17 protein-coding genes are annotated in these 18667 nt (G+C 57.9%); 8 read left to right on the top strand and 9 right to left on the bottom strand.

From position 1 onward, the window contains the following. Positions 1–17: 17 nt before the first annotated feature. The 5 genes from ABEA08_RS03300 to ABEA08_RS03280 all read right to left on the bottom strand — a co-directional run bounded on the left by ABEA08_RS03300 (position 18) and on the right by ABEA08_RS03280 (position 7891). Positions 18–3206 carry an efflux RND transporter permease subunit gene (locus ABEA08_RS03300; protein WP_345333281.1) on the bottom strand — a complete coding sequence of 1063 codons (3189 nt, stop codon included), beginning with the start codon at positions 3204–3206 and terminating at the stop codon, positions 18–20. After that, on the bottom strand, positions 3203–4513 hold the full coding sequence (locus ABEA08_RS03295; RefSeq protein ID WP_345333279.1) for an efflux RND transporter periplasmic adaptor subunit: 1311 nt from the start codon (positions 4511–4513) through the stop codon (positions 3203–3205). Before ABEA08_RS03295 ends, ABEA08_RS03300 begins: the two co-directional genes overlap by 4 nt. A 178-nt stretch (positions 4514–4691) precedes the next feature. After that, positions 4692–5363 carry a TetR/AcrR family transcriptional regulator gene (locus ABEA08_RS03290; protein WP_345333277.1) on the bottom strand — a complete coding sequence of 224 codons (672 nt, stop codon included), beginning with the start codon at positions 5361–5363 and terminating at the stop codon, positions 4692–4694. A gap of 358 nt (positions 5364–5721) precedes the next feature. Then, positions 5722–6849, bottom strand: coding sequence for a PilT/PilU family type 4a pilus ATPase (locus tag ABEA08_RS03285; RefSeq protein ID WP_345333275.1), 1128 nt, complete (start codon positions 6847–6849; stop codon positions 5722–5724). A gap of 10 nt (positions 6850–6859) precedes the next feature. Further along, positions 6860–7891, bottom strand: a complete 1032-nt coding sequence (locus ABEA08_RS03280) for a type IV pilus twitching motility protein PilT (RefSeq protein ID WP_345333273.1) — start codon at positions 7889–7891, stop codon at positions 6860–6862. A gap of 27 nt (positions 7892–7918) precedes the next feature. On the opposite strand from ABEA08_RS03280, the gene ABEA08_RS03275 reads away from it, so the two are divergent. The 8 genes from ABEA08_RS03275 (at position 7919) to ABEA08_RS03240 (ending at position 14811) form a co-directional block, all read left to right on the top strand. After that, a complete protein-coding gene (locus ABEA08_RS03275) occupies positions 7919–8632 on the top strand; it encodes a YggS family pyridoxal phosphate-dependent enzyme (protein WP_345333271.1) in 714 nt (237 codons plus the stop codon). Beyond that, the gene (proC, locus tag ABEA08_RS03270; protein WP_345333269.1) at positions 8625–9452 is read left to right on the top strand and encodes a pyrroline-5-carboxylate reductase; all 828 of its coding nucleotides are present in this window, start codon (positions 8625–8627) and stop codon (positions 9450–9452) included. The genes ABEA08_RS03275 and proC overlap by 8 nt, the downstream gene beginning before the upstream one ends. 18 nt (positions 9453–9470) lie before the next feature. After that, on the top strand, positions 9471–10019 hold the full coding sequence (locus ABEA08_RS03265; protein WP_345333267.1) for a YggT family protein: 549 nt from the start codon (positions 9471–9473) through the stop codon (positions 10017–10019). Next, positions 10016–10315 (top strand): DUF167 family protein YggU, encoded by a 300-nt coding sequence (gene yggU / locus ABEA08_RS03260; RefSeq protein WP_345333265.1) that lies wholly within the window; start codon positions 10016–10018, stop codon positions 10313–10315. The genes ABEA08_RS03265 and yggU overlap by 4 nt, the downstream gene beginning before the upstream one ends. Positions 10316–10440: 125 nt before the next feature. Then, positions 10441–10881, top strand: coding sequence for a DUF4426 domain-containing protein (locus ABEA08_RS03255; RefSeq protein WP_345333263.1), 441 nt, complete (start codon positions 10441–10443; stop codon positions 10879–10881). Positions 10882–10983: 102 nt separating this feature from the next. Continuing rightward, complete coding sequence (rdgB, locus tag ABEA08_RS03250; protein WP_345333261.1) at positions 10984–11589, top strand: RdgB/HAM1 family non-canonical purine NTP pyrophosphatase; 606 nt, start codon at positions 10984–10986, stop codon at positions 11587–11589. After that, positions 11590–12732: a radical SAM family heme chaperone HemW gene (gene hemW, locus ABEA08_RS03245; protein WP_345333259.1), complete on the top strand. Its 1143-nt coding sequence runs from the start codon at positions 11590–11592 to the stop codon at positions 12730–12732. 246 nt (positions 12733–12978) lie between these two features. After that, positions 12979–14811, top strand: a complete 1833-nt coding sequence (locus ABEA08_RS03240) for a DUF885 domain-containing protein (protein WP_345333257.1) — start codon at positions 12979–12981, stop codon at positions 14809–14811. Positions 14812–15402: 591 nt separating this feature from the next. Here ABEA08_RS03240 and ABEA08_RS03235 read toward each other — a convergent pair. The 4 genes from ABEA08_RS03235 to ABEA08_RS03220 form a co-directional block, all read right to left on the bottom strand. After that, positions 15403–16344, bottom strand: a complete 942-nt coding sequence (locus tag ABEA08_RS03235; protein ID WP_345333255.1) for a LysR family transcriptional regulator — start codon at positions 16342–16344, stop codon at positions 15403–15405. A 112-nt stretch (positions 16345–16456) separates the two neighbouring features. After that, complete coding sequence (locus tag ABEA08_RS03230; protein WP_345333253.1) at positions 16457–17260, bottom strand: DUF2884 family protein; 804 nt, start codon at positions 17258–17260, stop codon at positions 16457–16459. A gap of 143 nt (positions 17261–17403) precedes the next feature. Then, complete coding sequence (gene glsB, locus ABEA08_RS03225; RefSeq protein ID WP_345333251.1) at positions 17404–18318, bottom strand: glutaminase B; 915 nt, start codon at positions 18316–18318, stop codon at positions 17404–17406. Next, positions 18318–18656: a YggL family protein gene (locus ABEA08_RS03220; protein WP_345333249.1), complete on the bottom strand. Its 339-nt coding sequence runs from the start codon at positions 18654–18656 to the stop codon at positions 18318–18320. The genes glsB and ABEA08_RS03220 overlap by 1 nt, the downstream gene beginning before the upstream one ends. Positions 18657–18667: the final 11 nt, after the last annotated feature.

The raw sequence follows: 18667 nt of genomic DNA, 5'->3' as shown, positions 1-18667 counted from the left end.
TCACTGCCAAGTGCTGATCACCGGACGCTTACCCTCTCTTGCGCGTGCTCCGGCGTTTTGCGCAACCAGCCCATATCGCCCATGATGGCGTAGGCGCACGGGATCATAAACAGCACCAGCAAGGTCGAGGCAAAGATCCCAAAGACGATGGAAACCACCATCGGCTTCACCACCTGAGCTTGCAGGCTGGTCTCCAGCAGCAAGGGGAACAAGCCCGCGGCTGTGGTCACCGAGGTCAAGAATACGGCGCGAAAACGCTCGCGACTGGCCTCCACCACGGCATCCAGCACCTCGGCGCCACGCTCCATATGATGGCGGATATACTGCACCAGCAAGATGGAGTCATTGACCACCACCCCGGCCAGCGAAACAAACCCCATGATCGAAGGCATGGACAGATCATAGCCGGTCAGCCAGTGACCCCAGAGCACGCCGATCAACGCCAGTGGGATGGCGATCATCACCACCGCCGGCTCACGATAGCTGCGGAACTGCAGGCTGAGGATGGCGTAAATGCCAAACAGGCCCAGCAGGAAACCGCGTTTCATCGAATCGCCGGTCTCTTGGTTGTTCTTGGCCTCACCCTCAAACTCAAAACGCACATTGGGGTACTCGGCCATCAGATCCGGCAGCGCCTGCTCGATCAGCTGACGACGGATATCGCTACCGTTGGCGACTCGGCTGTCGACACTGCCAAACACGGTGACGGTACGCAGCCCTTCGTAGCGCTGAATGCGGACATAACCCCGCTGCCAGCTCAGCGTCGCCACGCTGGCCAGCGGCACCTGGCTGCCGTCATTGAGCATGATGGGGAAGCGCGATAGCGTATCGAGATCCGCCGCATCCGCTCGGTCCAGCTGCACCATCACCCGCAGGTTTTCCGGCCCCAGCTGGATCTCGTCCGCCAGTGATCCGTAGTAAGCGCTGCGTAACTGACTGGCCACCATCTGGCCGGATATCCCATAGCTCTCCGCGCCGGGACGCAGTTGAACCAACAGCTCCTCTTTACCTGGCCGCATATCATCCAGCAGGTTATGAACGCCATTAAACTGGCCCAGATACTGCTGCACCGCGACCGACACCTGCTTCAACTCCACGAGATCATCACCGCGTAGCCGCAGCTCAATGGCACGCCCACCGGGGCCATGCATCGGCTGGCTGAACACCAGTGAGATCGGCTCCGCCAGCTCGCCCACTTCAATGCGCCAGTCCGCCAGGAAATCCTCAATACGGCTGTTGCGGATCTCCGCGCTGCGCAGATCCAACCGCACCGTCGCCACATGGGGGCCGGATTCGCCGGCATCCATATTGAAATTAAACTGCTCCGCCCGGTGATGGATCAGCGGCTCGCCATTCTCATGTTCCAGGCTATAACGCTCGGCCACCCGCTCGGCGGCGGCGCTCAGCTTAGCGACTACCGCTTCGGTACGATGCAGCGGAGCGCCGGGCGGCAGGATAATGCGCGCCTCAGCCACATCACCATCGAGCTCGGGGAAACCGGTAAACTTCACCACGCCCCCCGCCACCAAGGCAATGGAGACAAACAGCAAGCCGATCACGCCACCGAAGAAGCCATAGCGTCGTGCCACCGCCCAGCGCACTGCGGGCACCAGTTTGTCGTTACGGAATCGATCGAAACCGGTATTAAACCGCGCCTTGCCCTGCTCGGCCTTGATCCGCCAGCGCGACTTGGCTTTGGGGCTGATCCCCTGCGCTAACTGCGCCTGAGCCGCCTTTTGTCGCGCCTGCTGCTTGTGCATCGAGTGAGCCAGGTGCGCGGGTAAGATCAAAAACGCTTCCAGCAACGAGATAGACAACACCAGCAACAGCACCCGCGGCACCGCGCCCAGCACCACGCCCATCTGACCATCGAGGAACAGCATGCCACCGAAGATACAGATGGTGGTCAGATAGCTGGACAGGACACCGGGAAACACCTTCTTGACCCCGGCGATCACCGCCTCGTCCACCGACATCCCCCGCTCCATATGGGCAGCAATGGATTCGGAGATCACGATGGCGTCGTCCATCAAAATGCCGATGGCCATCAAGAGCGCCACCAGCGACATGATGTTGATGGAGATCCCCAGCACCGACATCAAATAGAGGGCACCGAGGAACGAGACCGGCAGACCCGCGGCCACCCAGAAGGAGTAACGCAGCGAGAAGAACAGCCACATCACCAGGAACACCAGTACGATCCCCTGCGCGCCATTGTTGATCATCATACTGAGCCGATCCCACAGCAGCGACGACAGATCGTTGGAGAGCATCAGGGTGATCCCCTCCGGCGCGCGCTGTTGCTCCTGGGCGATAAACTCAGCGACCCGCTCCTTAACCCGCAGCGCATCCTCGGCCTTGTTCTTGCTCACCTTCAGCACTGCCGATGGCTTGCCGTCAAACAGGGTCTTGGACTCGTCCAGCTCAAAGGTATCGCTGATGGTGGCGATCTGATCCAGCCGTACCACGGCACCATTAGCATTGGCGGCCACGACCAACTGACCCAAGGCCTCTGGCGTCACCCGACGCTCATCAAAGCGCAGCATCAGATTGCGATCGGCGGTTTCAATGTTACCCGCAGGCATCATGGTATTTTGTTGCCGCACTGTGGTGGCGACATCGCCCACCGACAGGCCATGGCGGCGCAATGCGGACTCACTCAGCTCCACCCGCAGCAGGTGATTGGAGAACCCAGCCACATCCACCAGCGCCACGCCCGCGTCGATCTTCATCCGTCGCTTGAGATCTTCGGCGTAGGCCTTGATCTGCGGCAGTGGCAGCTCGGCGCTGATCGCCACATCGATCACCGGCTCGGTCCATTCCAGCTCCTGCACCACCGGCGGCTCGATCTCACTGGGGAAATCCTTGATAGCGCCGATCCGGGTCTGAACGTCCATCAACATGCGGGTCATGTCGGCTTTGTCGTCGATCTTCAGCCGCAGACTGGCCAGGCCCTCGCTGGCCTGACAGCTGGTTTCCGTGATGTTGGACAGGCCATCAACCGCGTCCTCCATCCGCAGACACAGGTTTTGCTCCGCCTGCAGCGCGGTCGCCCCCGGGTACACCACAGTGGCGCCGATGTAGTTGAACTTAAACTCCGGGAAGGTCTCCCGCTTAACGCTGCCCACGCTGAGCAGCCCCACCATCAACAGCAGGGCCATCAACAGATTGGCCGCAGTCGGGTGCCGTACAAACCAGCGGATCATGGCGCCAATACCTCATCGCTCTGAGACTGAGCCGTGCGCAGGCTCATGCCCGCGACCGCCGGCAGCAGATCGTTCAATATCACCTGCTCACCCTCGACAAACTCGCCATGGATAGCGACCTGATCGCCCTGACGAAAACGCACCTCAACCGGCACGATCCGCAGCTGTTGCGCGGCGGTCATCACATAAAGCTTATCGCCCCGCAGCGCGCGGGCGGGTACCACATACGCGCTCTGCTGAGGCGCACGGATCTGCGCGCTGACAAACAAACCGGCGATCAGCGGCGGCCGCGTGGCCAAGTCCAGCTCGCCATAGTCTTGCTCTATCGCCAGTACCACGCCGACGGTGGCCTGAGTTGGATCCACCGACTCTCGCACTCGGATCACCCGAGCCGGCCAGTTGGCCTGGAACCGCCCCGTGTCCAGCTGCACCGAAGCACTCAGGCCCAGCGCCGCAACATCAATATCACCGCCCACGGACCCAGATCCTGTCAGCAAGCTGCGCATGTCATGCAGAGACACCGCGGCTTCCACCTCCATCTGATCGATCCCATGCACCTCCACCAGCACCTGATTGGCGCTGATCACCTGATCGGTCTCGACGTTAACCGCGGCGATCCGGCCATCGAATGGCATCAGGATCCGGGTCTGACTCAGACGTCGGCGCGCATCCGCCACCGCCGCCTGCGCAACCTTTAGCTGAGCCTGCGCGACCTTGCGGTCGTCCGGCAGCAGTCGCAGCTGGTTCTCCAACTCCTGAACCAGCTTGCGCTGCGCCAACAGGCTTTGGCGCTGACTGTCCAGCTCAGAGCTCGACACCAAGCCCTGTGCTTTCAGACTGGCCTGACGCTCGGTCTCTGCCTGCGCCAACGACAGTCGGCCCTGCTCCAGCTCCAACGAGTCGCGCAGGTTACTGGCATTTTGATCCACCCGGGTCAGCTGTGCCCGCGCGGCATTGCCATCCGCTTCAGCCTGGGCCAGACGCAGCTCATACTCCAGCGGATCCACCTCCAGCAATACCGTGCCCTGTTTCAGCAGCCGGCCGGTTTCCAACTCCGGATGACGGGTCCGCACCGGGCCACCCAACTCCGCCACGGCCTGCCAAATCACCTTCGGCTGCACTCGACCAAAGCCGGTGATCTGCGGCGCCAGCTCGGCCTGTTGCAGCGCCGTCACCTCCACCAGACGGGCCCGATCATAGGCCTCATTGACCGGCGCACTGGGGCGCAGCACGACGGCGAGGATCAGCACCAGCAAGCCTGCCAGGATCCCGACCGGAAGCCATCGTTTCAGGGGTTTACGCTTCATATCGTTGTTCTCTTTGTGTAAGCAGGGAGTCCCGATCGGGCCTCCCATCATCTGGATCAGCTTGTGCTGAAAAAACAATCAAAGGATGGTTCACTCGCGCGGTAGGGCTTGAGTGAGGGCCAACCCAAGCCGATCAACAGCAACCAAGCTATCAGGGTGAGCCAACGCCAGCGGCGATTCATACGCTCTTTCCAATTAAAATGCCTTGTCGCAGTTGGTTTGCCTGATGCCGAGCCAAACGGGTTAACGTCGGCATATCCAGCTCTAACCCAACTAACTTTTTGATGCCGCTTGGAATGAGAAACGGAAACACCAGGGTGCTCATCAGGCTGATCTTGGCAAACTGCGGCTCAATGTCGTCGCGCAACAGGCCCGACTGACTCAAACAATTCCCCAACCGATTAACCGCCAATACCTCATCAAACACCCGCTCGGCGATCTGCCGTTGCGGTTCGCTGTCCGGCATCGACATCACCTGCTGCACCATACGAGGCAGCATCGGATGCCGATGAAGATGACGGTAATACGTCAGGATCGCCTGCTCTAAGTTGTCGCCGTCGCCATCACTGAACGACGCCACCAACTCGGCAAACAGCGGCTGAAACAACTCACTTATCATCGCCTCAAACAAGCCCGACTTGCTGCCAAAGTAGTAACGGATCATGCCGATGCTGGTCTTCGCCTGAGCGGCCAGCATCCGGGTCGAGACCCGGGCAAACGGCTGCACCGAAAACAGCTCGCGGGCCGCCATCAACAGCTGGCCACGCACGTCATGGGACGTATCCAGACTGGGACGCCCCACTTTGCTCGGATCCGAGTTAGGCTCTTGCTGTGGAAAGGCTTGGCTCATCGTGACAGAAAATTAATCAGTGATTGATATGATCATTCTATGCGTTAGATGGAGCCCAAAGCAGCGAATAAATTCCTCATTGAACCCAAGTTTGATTAATTATCCGCGCCACATCACACAATCACAGAATAAGTGAAACGCCCCTGAACAAATAACCCGCAGCGCTATCCTCTGTTCGGGCCTCTGCTCGAACGCCATCCCTCGCAACAACATGCCGTGTAATTAGATTCAATCTGACGGTTTATCATGAGTGCTCAACCCACGTCGCACTGGCCGTCGTGCCGGCGCATTGCCCCTAGAAAACGCAGGCAACAAAAAGGGCACCCGGAGGTGCCCAGAGCGTGCGCGTCGTATCCGCTTAGTCCAAGTCGACAGTGATCCCATCCAGATAACCCGATCCGGTATTGCTCGACTGCTTGAGCTTGATCATCAAGCGCAGATCATTGGGCGAGTCGGCGTGATGTAACGCATCGGCGTAGCTGATCTGATCCGAATCGTACAGATCGTACAGCGCCTGATCGAAGGTCTGCATGCCTTGCTCACGGCTGTTGGCCATGGTCTCCTTCAGCAGATGCAGATCGCCATTAGCAATGATATCCGACACCCGCGGGGTGTTGAGCAGCACCTCGATCGCCACCCGGCGGCCATGGCCATCGCGACGGGGGATCAACTGCTGTGCCATCACCGCTTTAAGATTGAGCGACAGGTCAAATTTGAGCTGATCGTGTTTCTCTTTGGGCACCAGGTGCATGATCCGATCCAGTGCCTGGTTGGCGTTATTGGCGTGCAGGGTGGCCATACACAGGTGACCGGTTTCGGCGAAGGAGAGGGCAAACTCCATGGTTTCCTGTGAGCGGATCTCGCCGATAAGGATCACGTCCGGCGCCTGGCGCAAGGAGCTTTTCAGCGCAGTGTCAAAGGAGTTGGTATCCAATCCCACCTCACGCTGGGTGACGATGCTTTGATCGTGTTCATGCACAAACTCGATCGGATCTTCGATGGTCAAGATATGGCCGCGCTGATTGCGGTTGCGGTGACCCACCATCGCCGCCAGCGAGGTGGACTTACCGGTACCGGTCGCCCCGACCATGATCACCAAGCCCCGCTTGGCCATGCAGATCTCCTTCATCACCTCAGGCAGAAACAGCTCCTCCATCGAGGGGATCCGTGCCTGGATCAGGCGCAGCACCATGCCGGGATTGTCTCTTTGCCAAAACGCCGAGACCCGAAAGCGGGCATGATCCTCTTCACCGGAATAGCCAAAGTTCGCCTCGCGCTGGCTTTCAAACTGCTGGCGCACATCCTCATTCATCACGCTGTCGACCAGCGCATCGACCTGGACGCGTTCCAACGGCTCAAAGCTGAGCTTCACCAGCTCACCGTCGATCTTAGCGCTGGGCGGAAAACCGACGGTGATGAACAGATCCGAGGCCTTGCGCTCGATCATCTGCCGCAACAAGGCGTGAATATCGTGAGTCTCACTCATGGCTCTATCCTTAGAAGGTCTTCTTGGTCATCTTGGCCAGCGCATCCTGGCGCGTCACCAAGCCCTTATTCATCAAGTTATCCAGCGACTGATCCAACGTCTGCATGCCGTGCGCCATGCCGGTCTGGATCGCGGAATACATCTGCGCCACCTTGTCCTCGCGGATCAGGTTACGGATCGCCGGCGTGCCGATCATGATCTCATGGCCCGCCACCCGGCCACCGCCGACCTTCTTCACCAACGTCTGAGAGATCACCGCCTGCAACGACTCCGACAGCATGGTTCGCACCATGTCCTTCTCGCCAGCTGGGAATACATCCACGACCCGATCGATGGTCTTCGCCGCCGAGGTGGTGTGCAGGGTACCAAACACCAGGTGACCGGTTTCCGCCGCGGTTAGCGCCAGTCGTATGGTTTCCAGATCCCGCAACTCCCCCACCAAGATCACGTCCGGATCTTCCCGCAGCGCGCTGCGCAAGGCCGCCGCAAAGCTGTGGGTATCCTTATGCACCTCGCGCTGGTTGATCAGGCTGTTCTTGGGCTCATGGACAAATTCGATGGGATCTTCGATGGTGAGGATATGATCGTGCCGACTGGCATTGATGTAATCCACCATCGCCGCCAGCGTCGTACTCTTACCCGAGCCGGTTGGCCCGGTGACCAGGATCAAGCCGCGAGGATAATCCGAGATATCCCGAAAGATATCCGGCGCATTGAGCTCCTCCAGCGTCAACACCTTACTGGGAATGGTACGAAATACCGCGCCCGCGCCACGACTCTGATTAAAGGCGTTCACACGAAAGCGGGCCAGGCCCGGCACCTCAAACGAGAAGTCGATCTCCAGATGCTCTTCGTAATCCTTACGCTGCTTGTCGTTCATAATGTCGTAGATCAGCGCATGGACCTCTTTATGGTCCATCGAAGGCAGATTTATCTTACGAACCTCGCCATCGACACGAATTAATGGCGGAACCCCGGCAGACAGGTGCAGATCAGACGCGTTGTGCTTTACACTAAAGGCAAGTAATTCCGTAATTTCCATATCAACCTACAAATCCCTTGTGAATCTATGACCACCTTAGCAGAGCGGGTAAAACAAGCCCAAGCCCGAATTGCCCACGCCGCACACCAAGCGGACCGGTCGGCCGACGAGATCCTGCTGCTGGCCGTCAGTAAAACCAAGCCGGCGGAGATGATCCGTCAGGCGCACGCGGCGGGACTGAACCACTTTGGCGAGAACTATCTGCAGGAGTCGGTTGAGAAGATCGAGCAACTTCGCGATCTGCCACTGATCTGGCACTTTATCGGCCCACTTCAGTCGAATAAGACCCGGCCGGTGGCCGAGCGTTTCGATTGGGTCCACAGCGTCGACCGACTGAAGATCGCCCAACGACTGAGTGAGCAGCGCCCGGCAGAGCTCCCCGCACTGAACGTCTGTCTGCAGATCAACATCTCCCGCGAGGCGAGCAAATCCGGCGTACTGCCTGAACAGCTCACCGAAGTGGCTGCGCAGATCGCCAAGCTGCCAAACCTGACGCTGCGCGGGCTGATGGCCATTCCCCAGGCCAGCGACGATCCCGCCCAGCAGCGCGCCGCTTTTGCCCAGATGCAGAGCCTGCTACACCAGCTCAAGGCGCTGCACCCCACGATGGACACCCTGTCGATGGGAATGAGCGGCGATCTGGAAGCGGCGATCGCACAAGGCAGCACCATTGTCCGGATCGGCACCGCCATCTTTGGTCGCCGTCCTCCCCTCAACAAGGAAACCAACCAACGTGGCTGACAATTCCCAACGTCGCATCGCCTTTATCGGTGCTGGCAACATGGCCCGCAGCATCATTAGCGGCCTGGTGAGCAACGGCTATCCGGCAGATCGGATCATCGCCGCCAACCCCAGTCAACCCAAGCTCGATGCGCTTGCCGCCGACTTTGCCATCCAAAGCACCAACGACAACCTGCTCGCTTGCCAACAGGCGGATGTCATCGTCCTCGGGGTGAAGCCGCAGCTAATGGCTCAGGTGTGCGAGCCGCTCAGTGCGCTGGATCTGTCCGGCAAGCTGGTGCTGTCCATCGCCGCTGGCGTCACCTGCGACAGCTTGCAGCGCTACCTCAAGCAAGCGATCAGCCTGGTTCGCACCATGCCCAATACCCCGTCTCTGCTCGGGCTGGGCATGACCGGACTGTACGCAGAGGCCAGCGTTGCGGAGGCAGACCGTGCCTTTGCCGGTCAGCTGATGGCCGCCGTCGGCGAGATCATCTGGCTGGCACAAGAATCGGATATCGACCAAGTTATTGCCTGCGCCGGCAGCAGCCCAGCCTATTTCTTCCTGTTTATGGAAGCGATGCAACAAGCGGCGGTAAAAATGGGGGTCACAACTGAGGATGCGCGCGCTATGATCCAGCAAGCGGCGATCGGCGCCGCCGCCATGGCCAAGCAAAACCCACAGTGGTCGCTGGCCGAGCTTCGTACTCAGGTCACCTCCAAGGGAGGCACGACCGCCAAGGCGATTGAAACCTTTGAACAACAAGATCTGCGCGCGAGCGTAGACGACGCCATGAATGCCGCGGTAAAGCGCGCGCAGGAAATGGCTAAACAGTTTTAACACGGACTCGAGATCTCTATGAACGCACTTACCTTTCTGATCACCACTGTCTTTAAGCTCTACCTGATGGTGGTCTTGCTGCGCCTGTGGTTACAGTTCGCCCGAGCGGATTTTTACAACCCCTTCAGCCAATTTATCGTCAAAGCAACCCACCCTATCCTTGCGCCGATGCGCCGGGTGCTCCCTCCTATGGGTCGACTGGATACCTCCAGCCTGGTGCTGGCCTATCTGGTCGCCATCTTCAGCTGGGTGAGCCTGTTCTTGCTACGCGGCGCCGAGATCAACCCTGGCCTCACCGCCCTATTGGCGGCGGTCACCGTACTCAAAGAAGCCGGCCTGCTGCTGTTTTGGATGCTGCTGATCCGCGCCATCCTTAGCTGGGTCTCTCAGGGGCACAACCCGGTTGAAGCAGTACTGCATCAGCTGACCGAACCGCTGCTGAGCCCAATTCGCCGCGTGCTGCCGCCCATGGGTGGACTGGATTTCTCCATGCTGGTGGTACTGATCGGCATGAACTTCCTCAATATCCTATTTGCCGATCTGATCCCCTTCTGGACCCAGGTGTGAGTCAAGCCGTGACGCAGCAGGGCGATGCCCTGCTGCTTCGTCTTTACATCCAACCCAAAGCCAGCCGCGACGCCATTGTCGGCTTGCATGGGGAGGAGTTGAAGGTCGCCATCACCGCCCCGCCGGTGGATGGCAAGGCCAATAGCCATTTGGTTAAGTACCTGTCAAAGCAATTTAAAGTGGCCAAAGGCCAGATCCAGATCGTCAAAGGCGAGCTGGGCCGACACAAACAACTACGGATAGAGCAGCCCAGACAGATCCCGTCCGCCGTGGCGCAAATACTGGCCGGTGAATGATAACCGGCCGATCCAGGGTCTATAGTTTCTGATCTGGGCAACGTACCCGGCCGATCGTCCGGGCGGCGCCAATGCAGCCACATTCGCGACCGCCCATCCTGGCAGGGTAAAAACAGGAGAACCCCATGTTTCGAGCCCTTATGTCGCTACTCATCGCCAGCCTGTTCCTGCTGGCGCCCGCCAGTGCCGAGCAAAAACTTCAGGTTGGCGATTACGCCATCCATTACGTTTCGTTTGGCAGCACCTTCCTCACCCCACAGATCGCCAAGAACTACGGCATTACCCGAAGCCGCTATACCGGGTTAGTGAATGTTTCGGTGATCGACACCAGCCAGCCTACCGACGAGACCCACGCGGTCCCAGTGGCGATCTCCGGCACCGCCAGAAATCTCCTCGGTAGCAGTAAAACGCTGGAGTTTAAAGAGATCCGTGAAGGGGACGCCATCTACTACATCGCTGAGTTATCGCACAGCAATGAAGAGACCTTTACCTTCAACATAGAGCTGAGCAACGGCTCCGATCTCAACACCAAACTGAGATTCGAGCAGAAGTTTTACGTCGATTGATGCCTGGGTAAGATCCCTGTTCATCGACCGCAGGCTTAGGTAAGATCGGCGCCCTGAATTTCAGGGGAGCGGCTGCACGCTCCCCCACCTAAGGAGCCGTCCATGACCGCCACCCAACGCCTTGTTCTGGCCACCGGTAACGCCGGAAAAGTGAAAGAGTTTGCCCAGTTACTGGCTGACTACCCGCTGGAGGTTGTGCCTCAGTCCCAATTCAATGTGGGCGATGTCAGTGAAGATGGCACCACCTTTATTGAAAACGCCATCATCAAGGCCCGTCATGCGGCGCAGATCACCGGCCTGCCCGCGGTAGCCGATGATTCCGGCATCGAAGTGGATGCCCTCAACGGTCGCCCAGGGATCTACTCCGCCCGCTATGCTGGCGAAGGCGCCAGCGCCGAAGCCAATTGGCAAAAACTGCTGGTGGAGATGGATGGCAAAACCCAGCGCAGCGCTCGCTTTCAATGTGTCTTGGTCTACATGCGCCACGCTGACGATCCGTCCCCGGTCATCGCTCAGGCCAGCTGGGAAGGCAGCATTACCGAACAGCCTCGCGGCGTCGAAGGCCACGGCTATGATCCCGTGTTCCAAGTTGCCGGTGACAGCCGCAGCGCCGCCGAGCTGACCAGCGACGAAAAGAACGCCGCCAGCCACCGTGGCAAAGCGATGGCCTTGCTGCTGGATGGCCTGAAAGCCAAAGGGATCCTCTAAGTGACTCAGTTGCCACCGCTGTCGCTCTACATCCACATCCCTTGGTGTGAGCAGAAATGTCCCTATTGCGACTTCAACTCCCACGCCCGCAAGGGCGTGATCCCAGAGGCGGAGTACATCGCGGCCTTGCTGGCCGATCTGGAACAGGATCTGCCGTTGGCTGCTGGCCGAACCCTGCGCAGCATCTTTATCGGCGGTGGCACCCCATCTTTGATCTCGCCAGATGGGATCAAAACCCTGCTCGACGGCGTCCACGCGCGCCTGCCGCTGCAACCGGGCTGCGAAGTCACCATGGAAGCCAACCCGGGCACGCTGGAAGCGGACCGATTCCAGCCCTACCGTGAAGCTGGGGTCAACCGCCTCTCGGTTGGGGTGCAGAGCTTTCAGCAGGACAAGCTCAATCTATTAGGCCGGATCCACGGTGCAGACGAGGCGCGCCGCGCCGCCACCGAGGCACGCAAGGCGGGATTTGAGCGCTTTAATCTGGATCTGATGCACACCCTGCCCGGCCAGAGCGTGGACGACGCCCTGTATGATCTGGCCCAAGCGATCGCACTGGCGCCACCGCACCTGTCCTGGTACCAGCTCACCATCGAGCCCAACACCCAGTTCGCCTCAAAGCCGCCCAAGCTGCCGGACGAAGACACTCAGTGGGCGATCTTCGAGCAGGGCAAAGCAATGCTCGAAGCCGCCGGCTATCGCCAGTATGAGATCTCCGCCTGGGCTCAACCCGGCTACCAGTGTGAACACAACCTCAACTACTGGCGTTTTGGCGACTACCTAGGCATCGGGTGTGGCGCCCACGGTAAGGTGACCCAACGCGATAACAGCCTGCTGCGCACGGTTAAGGTGCGCCACCCGAAAGGCTATCTGGAGCCGGGCCGAAACCCAATGGACAGCCAACACCTAGTGGAGAAAGAGGACCAGGCGCTGGAGTACTACATGAATCGCTTACGCCTGATGGAGCCGATGCCACTGGCGGAGCTATCGCAACGCACCCAGTTAACGTCACAAGAGGTCAAGCGCCCGCTGGACTGGGCCTTGCAACGTCAGCTGATCCGCGTTGATCCCCAGCAGATGCAATTGACGGACTTGGGTCATCGCTACCTCAACGAACTGCTCGGCCAGTTTCTGCCGGACTAAGATGGGCCCCCGCGCTATCAGCGCCAAACGTGCCGATAGGGGAGTCGCCCTTGGCGCGATGATCCGACGGCCGTGTGCACTTCGCACGGCCGTCAGTGCGGCGCGTCATCCATACCAAACCACGCCGCTTCAGCCCTCCCACCCGAAGTAAGATCTGCTAACAGTTTGCTTCTGCCCTCGTTGCGTACTTGTGACAAACTGGCGTCCATTCGAGCCTTATCATTCGTTCACTGCAAGGAGTGCACCGTGAAACCCTACCGCTCAATCCTAGCTCTATCCCTGTCCCTCGCCTTGGGCTTCACGACCAACGTGACCGCAGCCGCTCCTCTGGCCGCAGAGCCAGCACAAGAACAACAGTCCAGCTCCGCCAAGGCCAATGCCCTGTTTGAGACCATCTTTATGGAAAACGTGATGGCATCACCCGAATCCCAAAGCTATTTAGGGATCAAACAGGATCAAGACAAATGGAACGAGATCGGCGAGCAAGCCGATGCACAGGCGCTGGCGCGTACTCAACGCCACCTGCAGCTGCTCCGTCAGATCGATCCCGACAAGCTGGATCCGCAAACCCGACTGAGCTATCAGCTCTTGGAGAAGAAGCTGCAAGAGGCGATCGACGATCATCGCTGGCGTCACCACACCTACCCAGTCAATCAGATGTTTGGCCTGCAATCGGGCACTCCAGCGTTTCTCATCAATCAACACCAGATCAGCAACGTGACCGATGCTGAGGCCTACATCAGCCGGGTTCGTGCGGTCGAACGTCGGTTTGACCAGCTGATCACCCTGATGAGCGCACAAGAGCGCCGCGGGATCATGCCGCCTAAGTTTGTGTTTGCCCACACCATTAACGACAGCCAGAACATCATCCAAGGCGCGCCCTTTGAGTCCGGCCAAGACAGCGCCCTGCTCGCGGATTTTAAAGCCAAACTGGCCTCCGCTCAGCTTGAAGACAAGGAGCAACAGCGGCTGCTAGCCGAGCTTGAGAGTGCCCTCTCGCAACCTTTCTTACGCGGCTATCGCAAGCTTATCGCCTACCTTCAAAGCGCACAGCAGCACGCCGACGAGCACGATGGGGTATGGAAGCTGCCTGACGGCGAGGCTTACTATGCGATGAAGCTCAAACGCACCACCACCACGGAGCTCAGCGCCAAGCAGATCCACCAATTGGGCCTGGACGAGGTGGCTCGGATCCACAATGAGATGCGCGCCATCATGCGGCAGGTGGAATTTGACGGGGAGCTCCAAGACTTCTTTGCCTTTATGCGTACCGATCCCCAGTTCTACTTCACCAATGATGAGGCGGGCAAACAGGCTTACATTCAGCAGGCCAACGCCACCATCGGCGCCATGAAAGATCGACTGGATGAAGTGTTTAGGCTGCAACCCAAGGCCGATCTCTTGGTGAAACCGGTTGAGGCGTTCCGCGAGCGCTCGGCGGGAAAAGCGTTTTACCAACAGCCCGCGCCTGACGGCAGTCGCCCCGGCACCTACTATGCCAACCTATACGATATGGCGCAAATGCCGAGCTACCAATTGGAAGCGCTGGCCTTCCATGAAGGGATCCCAGGTCACCATATGCAGATCGCCATCGCCCAAGAATTGGAGAGCCTACCCAAGTTCCGTCGTTTCGGCCGCTATACCGCCTATATCGAAGGCTGGGGCCTGTACTCTGAATACCTGCCCAAAGAGCTCGGCTTTTATCAAGATCCCTACAGTGACTTTGGCCGATTGGCGATGGAGCTTTGGCGGGCCTGTCGCCTGGTTGTTGACACCGGACTGCATGATCGGCGCTGGACCCGTCAACAGGCCATCGACTATCTGGCAAGCAACACCCCCAACGCCCAAGGCGACGTAGTAAAAGCCATTGAACGCTATATCGTCATGCCAGGCCAAGCGACGGCTTATAAAATCGGGATGCTCAAGCTATTGGAATTACGCTCGATTGCGCAGGAGCGAATGGGAGAGAAGTTCGAGCTCAAAGGGTTTCACGACGCCGTCCTGGCCAACGGCCCATTACCCCTGGATATATTGGAGCAGCAGGTGGCGCAATGGGGATCGGAGCGGATACAGCTCTAATGCTCCCCTAAGCAAGCACACGTCGAAAAAAAATGGAGGACCCAAGGTCCTCCAATTTTCTTATTTTTCATTGGGCTTATTCATTTTTTTCACCGCGGCCCATCGCCAGTGCTTCCACGCCGCCAGTCTTAGTGCTGTATGGGTCGTGGTCATGCTCCTGCAATCTTTGGTGTTGCCTAGGGTAGAGCGTGTTCACTCCTGCGATCTTAATGTCGCGTCGGGTACGGAGCGTGTTTCTTTCTGAAAAAGACCCCGGTGATCGCCGGGGCTGAAAGTCCAGATGTTGGATCCTAACAATCCAAACAAGCGCATCGAGAAACTCAACGACTTGCATGCCAAACAATTCAGACCGGTTAGATTGGGCAGAGGGGTCAATCCTGCTCAATCGTTTCCTTCATTTGACGATTTGCATTCTATCCACTTCTGCTCTACTGACAAGCACTCGTTTTGGTCAAGGTTACATAGTTACAACAACCAACCGTAACAACTGGACACTCAGTCGACCACTCAATTCCACTATTATCATGCATTTAGCAAAACAACAGCATTAACACGCCGTTAACTGTCCTCTATAGAGAACAATGATTCTTGTCACTGGTGATTTCGGTTTGCCATCATGCTGCCAAGGTCCCAGCGTTTACTGCCACCAAAATGGTCACGGACAAAATCCACAAAGGCGCGCACCTTTGGAGCCAGATGCTGTCTGCGCGGGTACACCGCCTGCAGTGCTAATTGATGATTCAGCTCCCAATCGGGCAGCAACTGCACCAACTGACCACTTTGCAGCTCCTCTTCCAGCAGATAGGTCGCCAGATAGACGATCCCCAACCCCTGCTTGGCACCCTCTTTCAGCGCAGGCGCATCATCAACCCGATAGTTGCCTTGCACTCGGATCTCACAGTTGTCTTCACCGCGGACAAACTCCCATACAGTGTGCTCATACCACTCGCTCTTATAAACCAAGCAGTTATGCTCAGCAAGCTGCTCCGGATGGTAAGGCACGCCATGCTTAGCCAGATACTCCGGCGACGCTACCAGCGCAAAGCGACAGTTCATTACCGGCCGGGCGACCATCCCCAACGGCAACTGCTCAGACATGGTGAGCAACAGATCCAGCCCCTCTGCGACCACATCCACCTTATGATCCAAGAAGCTGATCTCCAGCTCCAGCTCGGGATGCTCCGCCATAAACTGAGGGATCAGTGGCATCAGGTGCTTCGAGCCAAACGCCTGGGTGATCCCCACGCGCAACACGCCGCGGATCTCACGCTGCAAGCTCTGCACGCTGGCCACCGCCTGATCCAGATCCTTCAATAAGCCCTCTCCGTGGCTATACAACAGCTCACCACTCTCGGTCAGACTCAGACTGCGGGTGGTACGCTGAACTAACTGCACCCCCAAACGCTGCTCAAGCTGACTGATCTGGCTGCTTACCTTCGACTTTGAGATCCCCAATTTTCGCGCGGCTGCCGAAAAGCCCTGCGCCCTTACCACATGAGTAAAGATCACAATTGGTTCTAATAATTCACGCATCTACATTTCCCCTTTGACCCGGGCGATATTGAACCCGTTCGCGAGGCAAAAGAAAAGCGGCGATGATCAACATCGCCGCTAAACATCCGCTTATTGCTCGATTTATATCAATTTAGCGCAACCAAGCCAGATCTGGATCACCATGAACGATCACATCGAACGCATTGAGCTGAGGGATCAACCGCTGCACATCCGCTTCCAACTCCCCAAGCGCTTTCCATTCATCGCACATTCGCTCGGCTTTCGCTTCGATCTGACTGGCCTGCGCTTCCACCTTCGCTTCCAAGCGTTGGCCCATCTGCTCCATCGACTGGCCAAAGGACTCCATCCTCTGCTCAAAGCTGCCCTCACCGCCCGCCATCGCCTGGCCGATGATCACCAGCATATTGCCCATCGAAGCGGTGATCGCCTGCTCTACCTCTTTGGATACGGCATCATCGATCTTATCGCCAACGTTATCGATGGAATCCGAGTTCAATCGATAGCCGCCACGCTCGGTCACCATCGATGATTGAATGTGCTGCTGCACCGAGCTCATCAGCTGGCCCATGCTCTCGTTTTCAATACCCAGACCCGCCAGCTCACCGAACACCTCATCCAAGGCTGTCCCAGCCAAGCCCAGGGCTTCATCAACCACGCCCACCAACTGCTCGGCATTATTGAGCAGCTGCAATTGATACGACTGCAGCGCCAATCGCTGCTCACGGTCAAGGCGCACCTCCTCCCCCTCAACCCAAAGCCGATCGTCCTCGAAGCGATACAGGGTTTTGTCGTTATCGCTGATCAACAAACGAGCGTGATCCACCTCGATGCCATGATTAATGGTCAGATCGCAGCGATCGACACTCAGACCCCACTCCTGGGCCGATACCGTCGAGGCCAGAAGTAATATCGAAGCAAATACCGTACGTAACATGAAGCGCATCCTTGTAAGTCGAGATCAAACTGATGTCATTAAAGCCAATTTCATGCCAGATCTATAAGCACCTGTTTTATATTCAATAGATACAAAAAAGGCTTGGTGGATTAGGGGATCTCACCAAGCCTTGGTCTGAATGACTAAAAGATAGAGCGGCCAAGTCGTTTGGCTAACTGCTCCAGCATCGCCACCCCCGCCACCGAGTTGCCACTGCCGTCCAGCTCAGGCGACCAGACACAGATGCTCATCTCACCGGGCACGACCGCGATAATGCCGCCACCGACCCCGCTCTTACCCGGCATGCCAACCCGATAGGCGAACTCACCGGAGCCATCATACAATCCCGACGTTGCCAGCAAGGCATTAACCTGTCGGTTCTGTTTTTCTGACAGCATGTTGTTTTGATCCAACCGGCCGCCTTTATTACACAGAAAGAACAGAGCACGGGCCAGATCGGCACAGCTCATCCGGATGGCGCAGGTGCTGAAATAGGTTTTCAGTACCTCATCCACGTCATTGTCAAAATTGCCAAATGACTTCATCAAATACGCAATGGCCGCATTGCGAGCACTGTGCTGATACTCCGACGCCGCCACTAACTTATCGGAAATAATATGGGGGTTACCCGCCAACTCACGCACCAGTTCAAGTAGCGTATGTCGTGGTGCACTCAAGCGACTTTGCAGCATGTCGCTGATCACCAAAGCGCCAGCGTTGATAAACGGGTTACGCGGCATCCCCTTCTCAAACTCGAGCTGCACCAGGGAATTAAACGGATTACCTGAGGGCTCTTTGCCGACCCGACTCCACAACTCCTTCTCGTCGTACAGGCCCATGGCCTGAACCAAGGCAAACACCTTGGAGATACTCTGGATCGAGAAAGGCTCCTCGTAATCACCGGCGCCCACCACTCCAGCGGCAGCGGTACAGACAGCGATGCCCAGCTTTTGGCTGGGCACCTTTGCAAGCTCGGGAATGTAATCCGCGACCTTTCCGCCCCCCAGAAGCGGCGCCGCATCAGCAATCACCTCTTCCAGCAAACGTTGGCTAAGCATCAGCCCCACCAAATATCGTACAGCTCTGTCACCTTAACGTCGGTGACGGGCTGCGTGGCAAAGAACGCCTCTACCGCCGCACGGTGATCATCATTGCACTTGCCGATGTTCTGGGTGCAGATCAGCCCTTCCCAGGCTTTGTGACCGCTGCCGGAGAAACCCAACTTGGCCGGCTCCACCACCTCATTGATGAACTGATCAACGATGGCATCGATCTGCGGCTCAGACACCTCAGGTTTGAAGGTCCAGAACAGGTCAAACCCCAGCTCCTGAAACGCGCCAGTGCGCAGTTTTTTGTGGATACGGGTATTACGCTTTGCGTTGGTCTTGATAGCCATCAGGACTCCTA

This window comes from Ferrimonas pelagia, assembly GCF_039543565.1.
Taxonomy (GTDB): Bacteria; Pseudomonadota; Gammaproteobacteria; order Enterobacterales; family Shewanellaceae; genus Ferrimonas; species Ferrimonas pelagia.
Note: the sequence above shows the minus strand (reverse complement) of the source record. Positions and strands in the feature narration are given on the sequence as shown.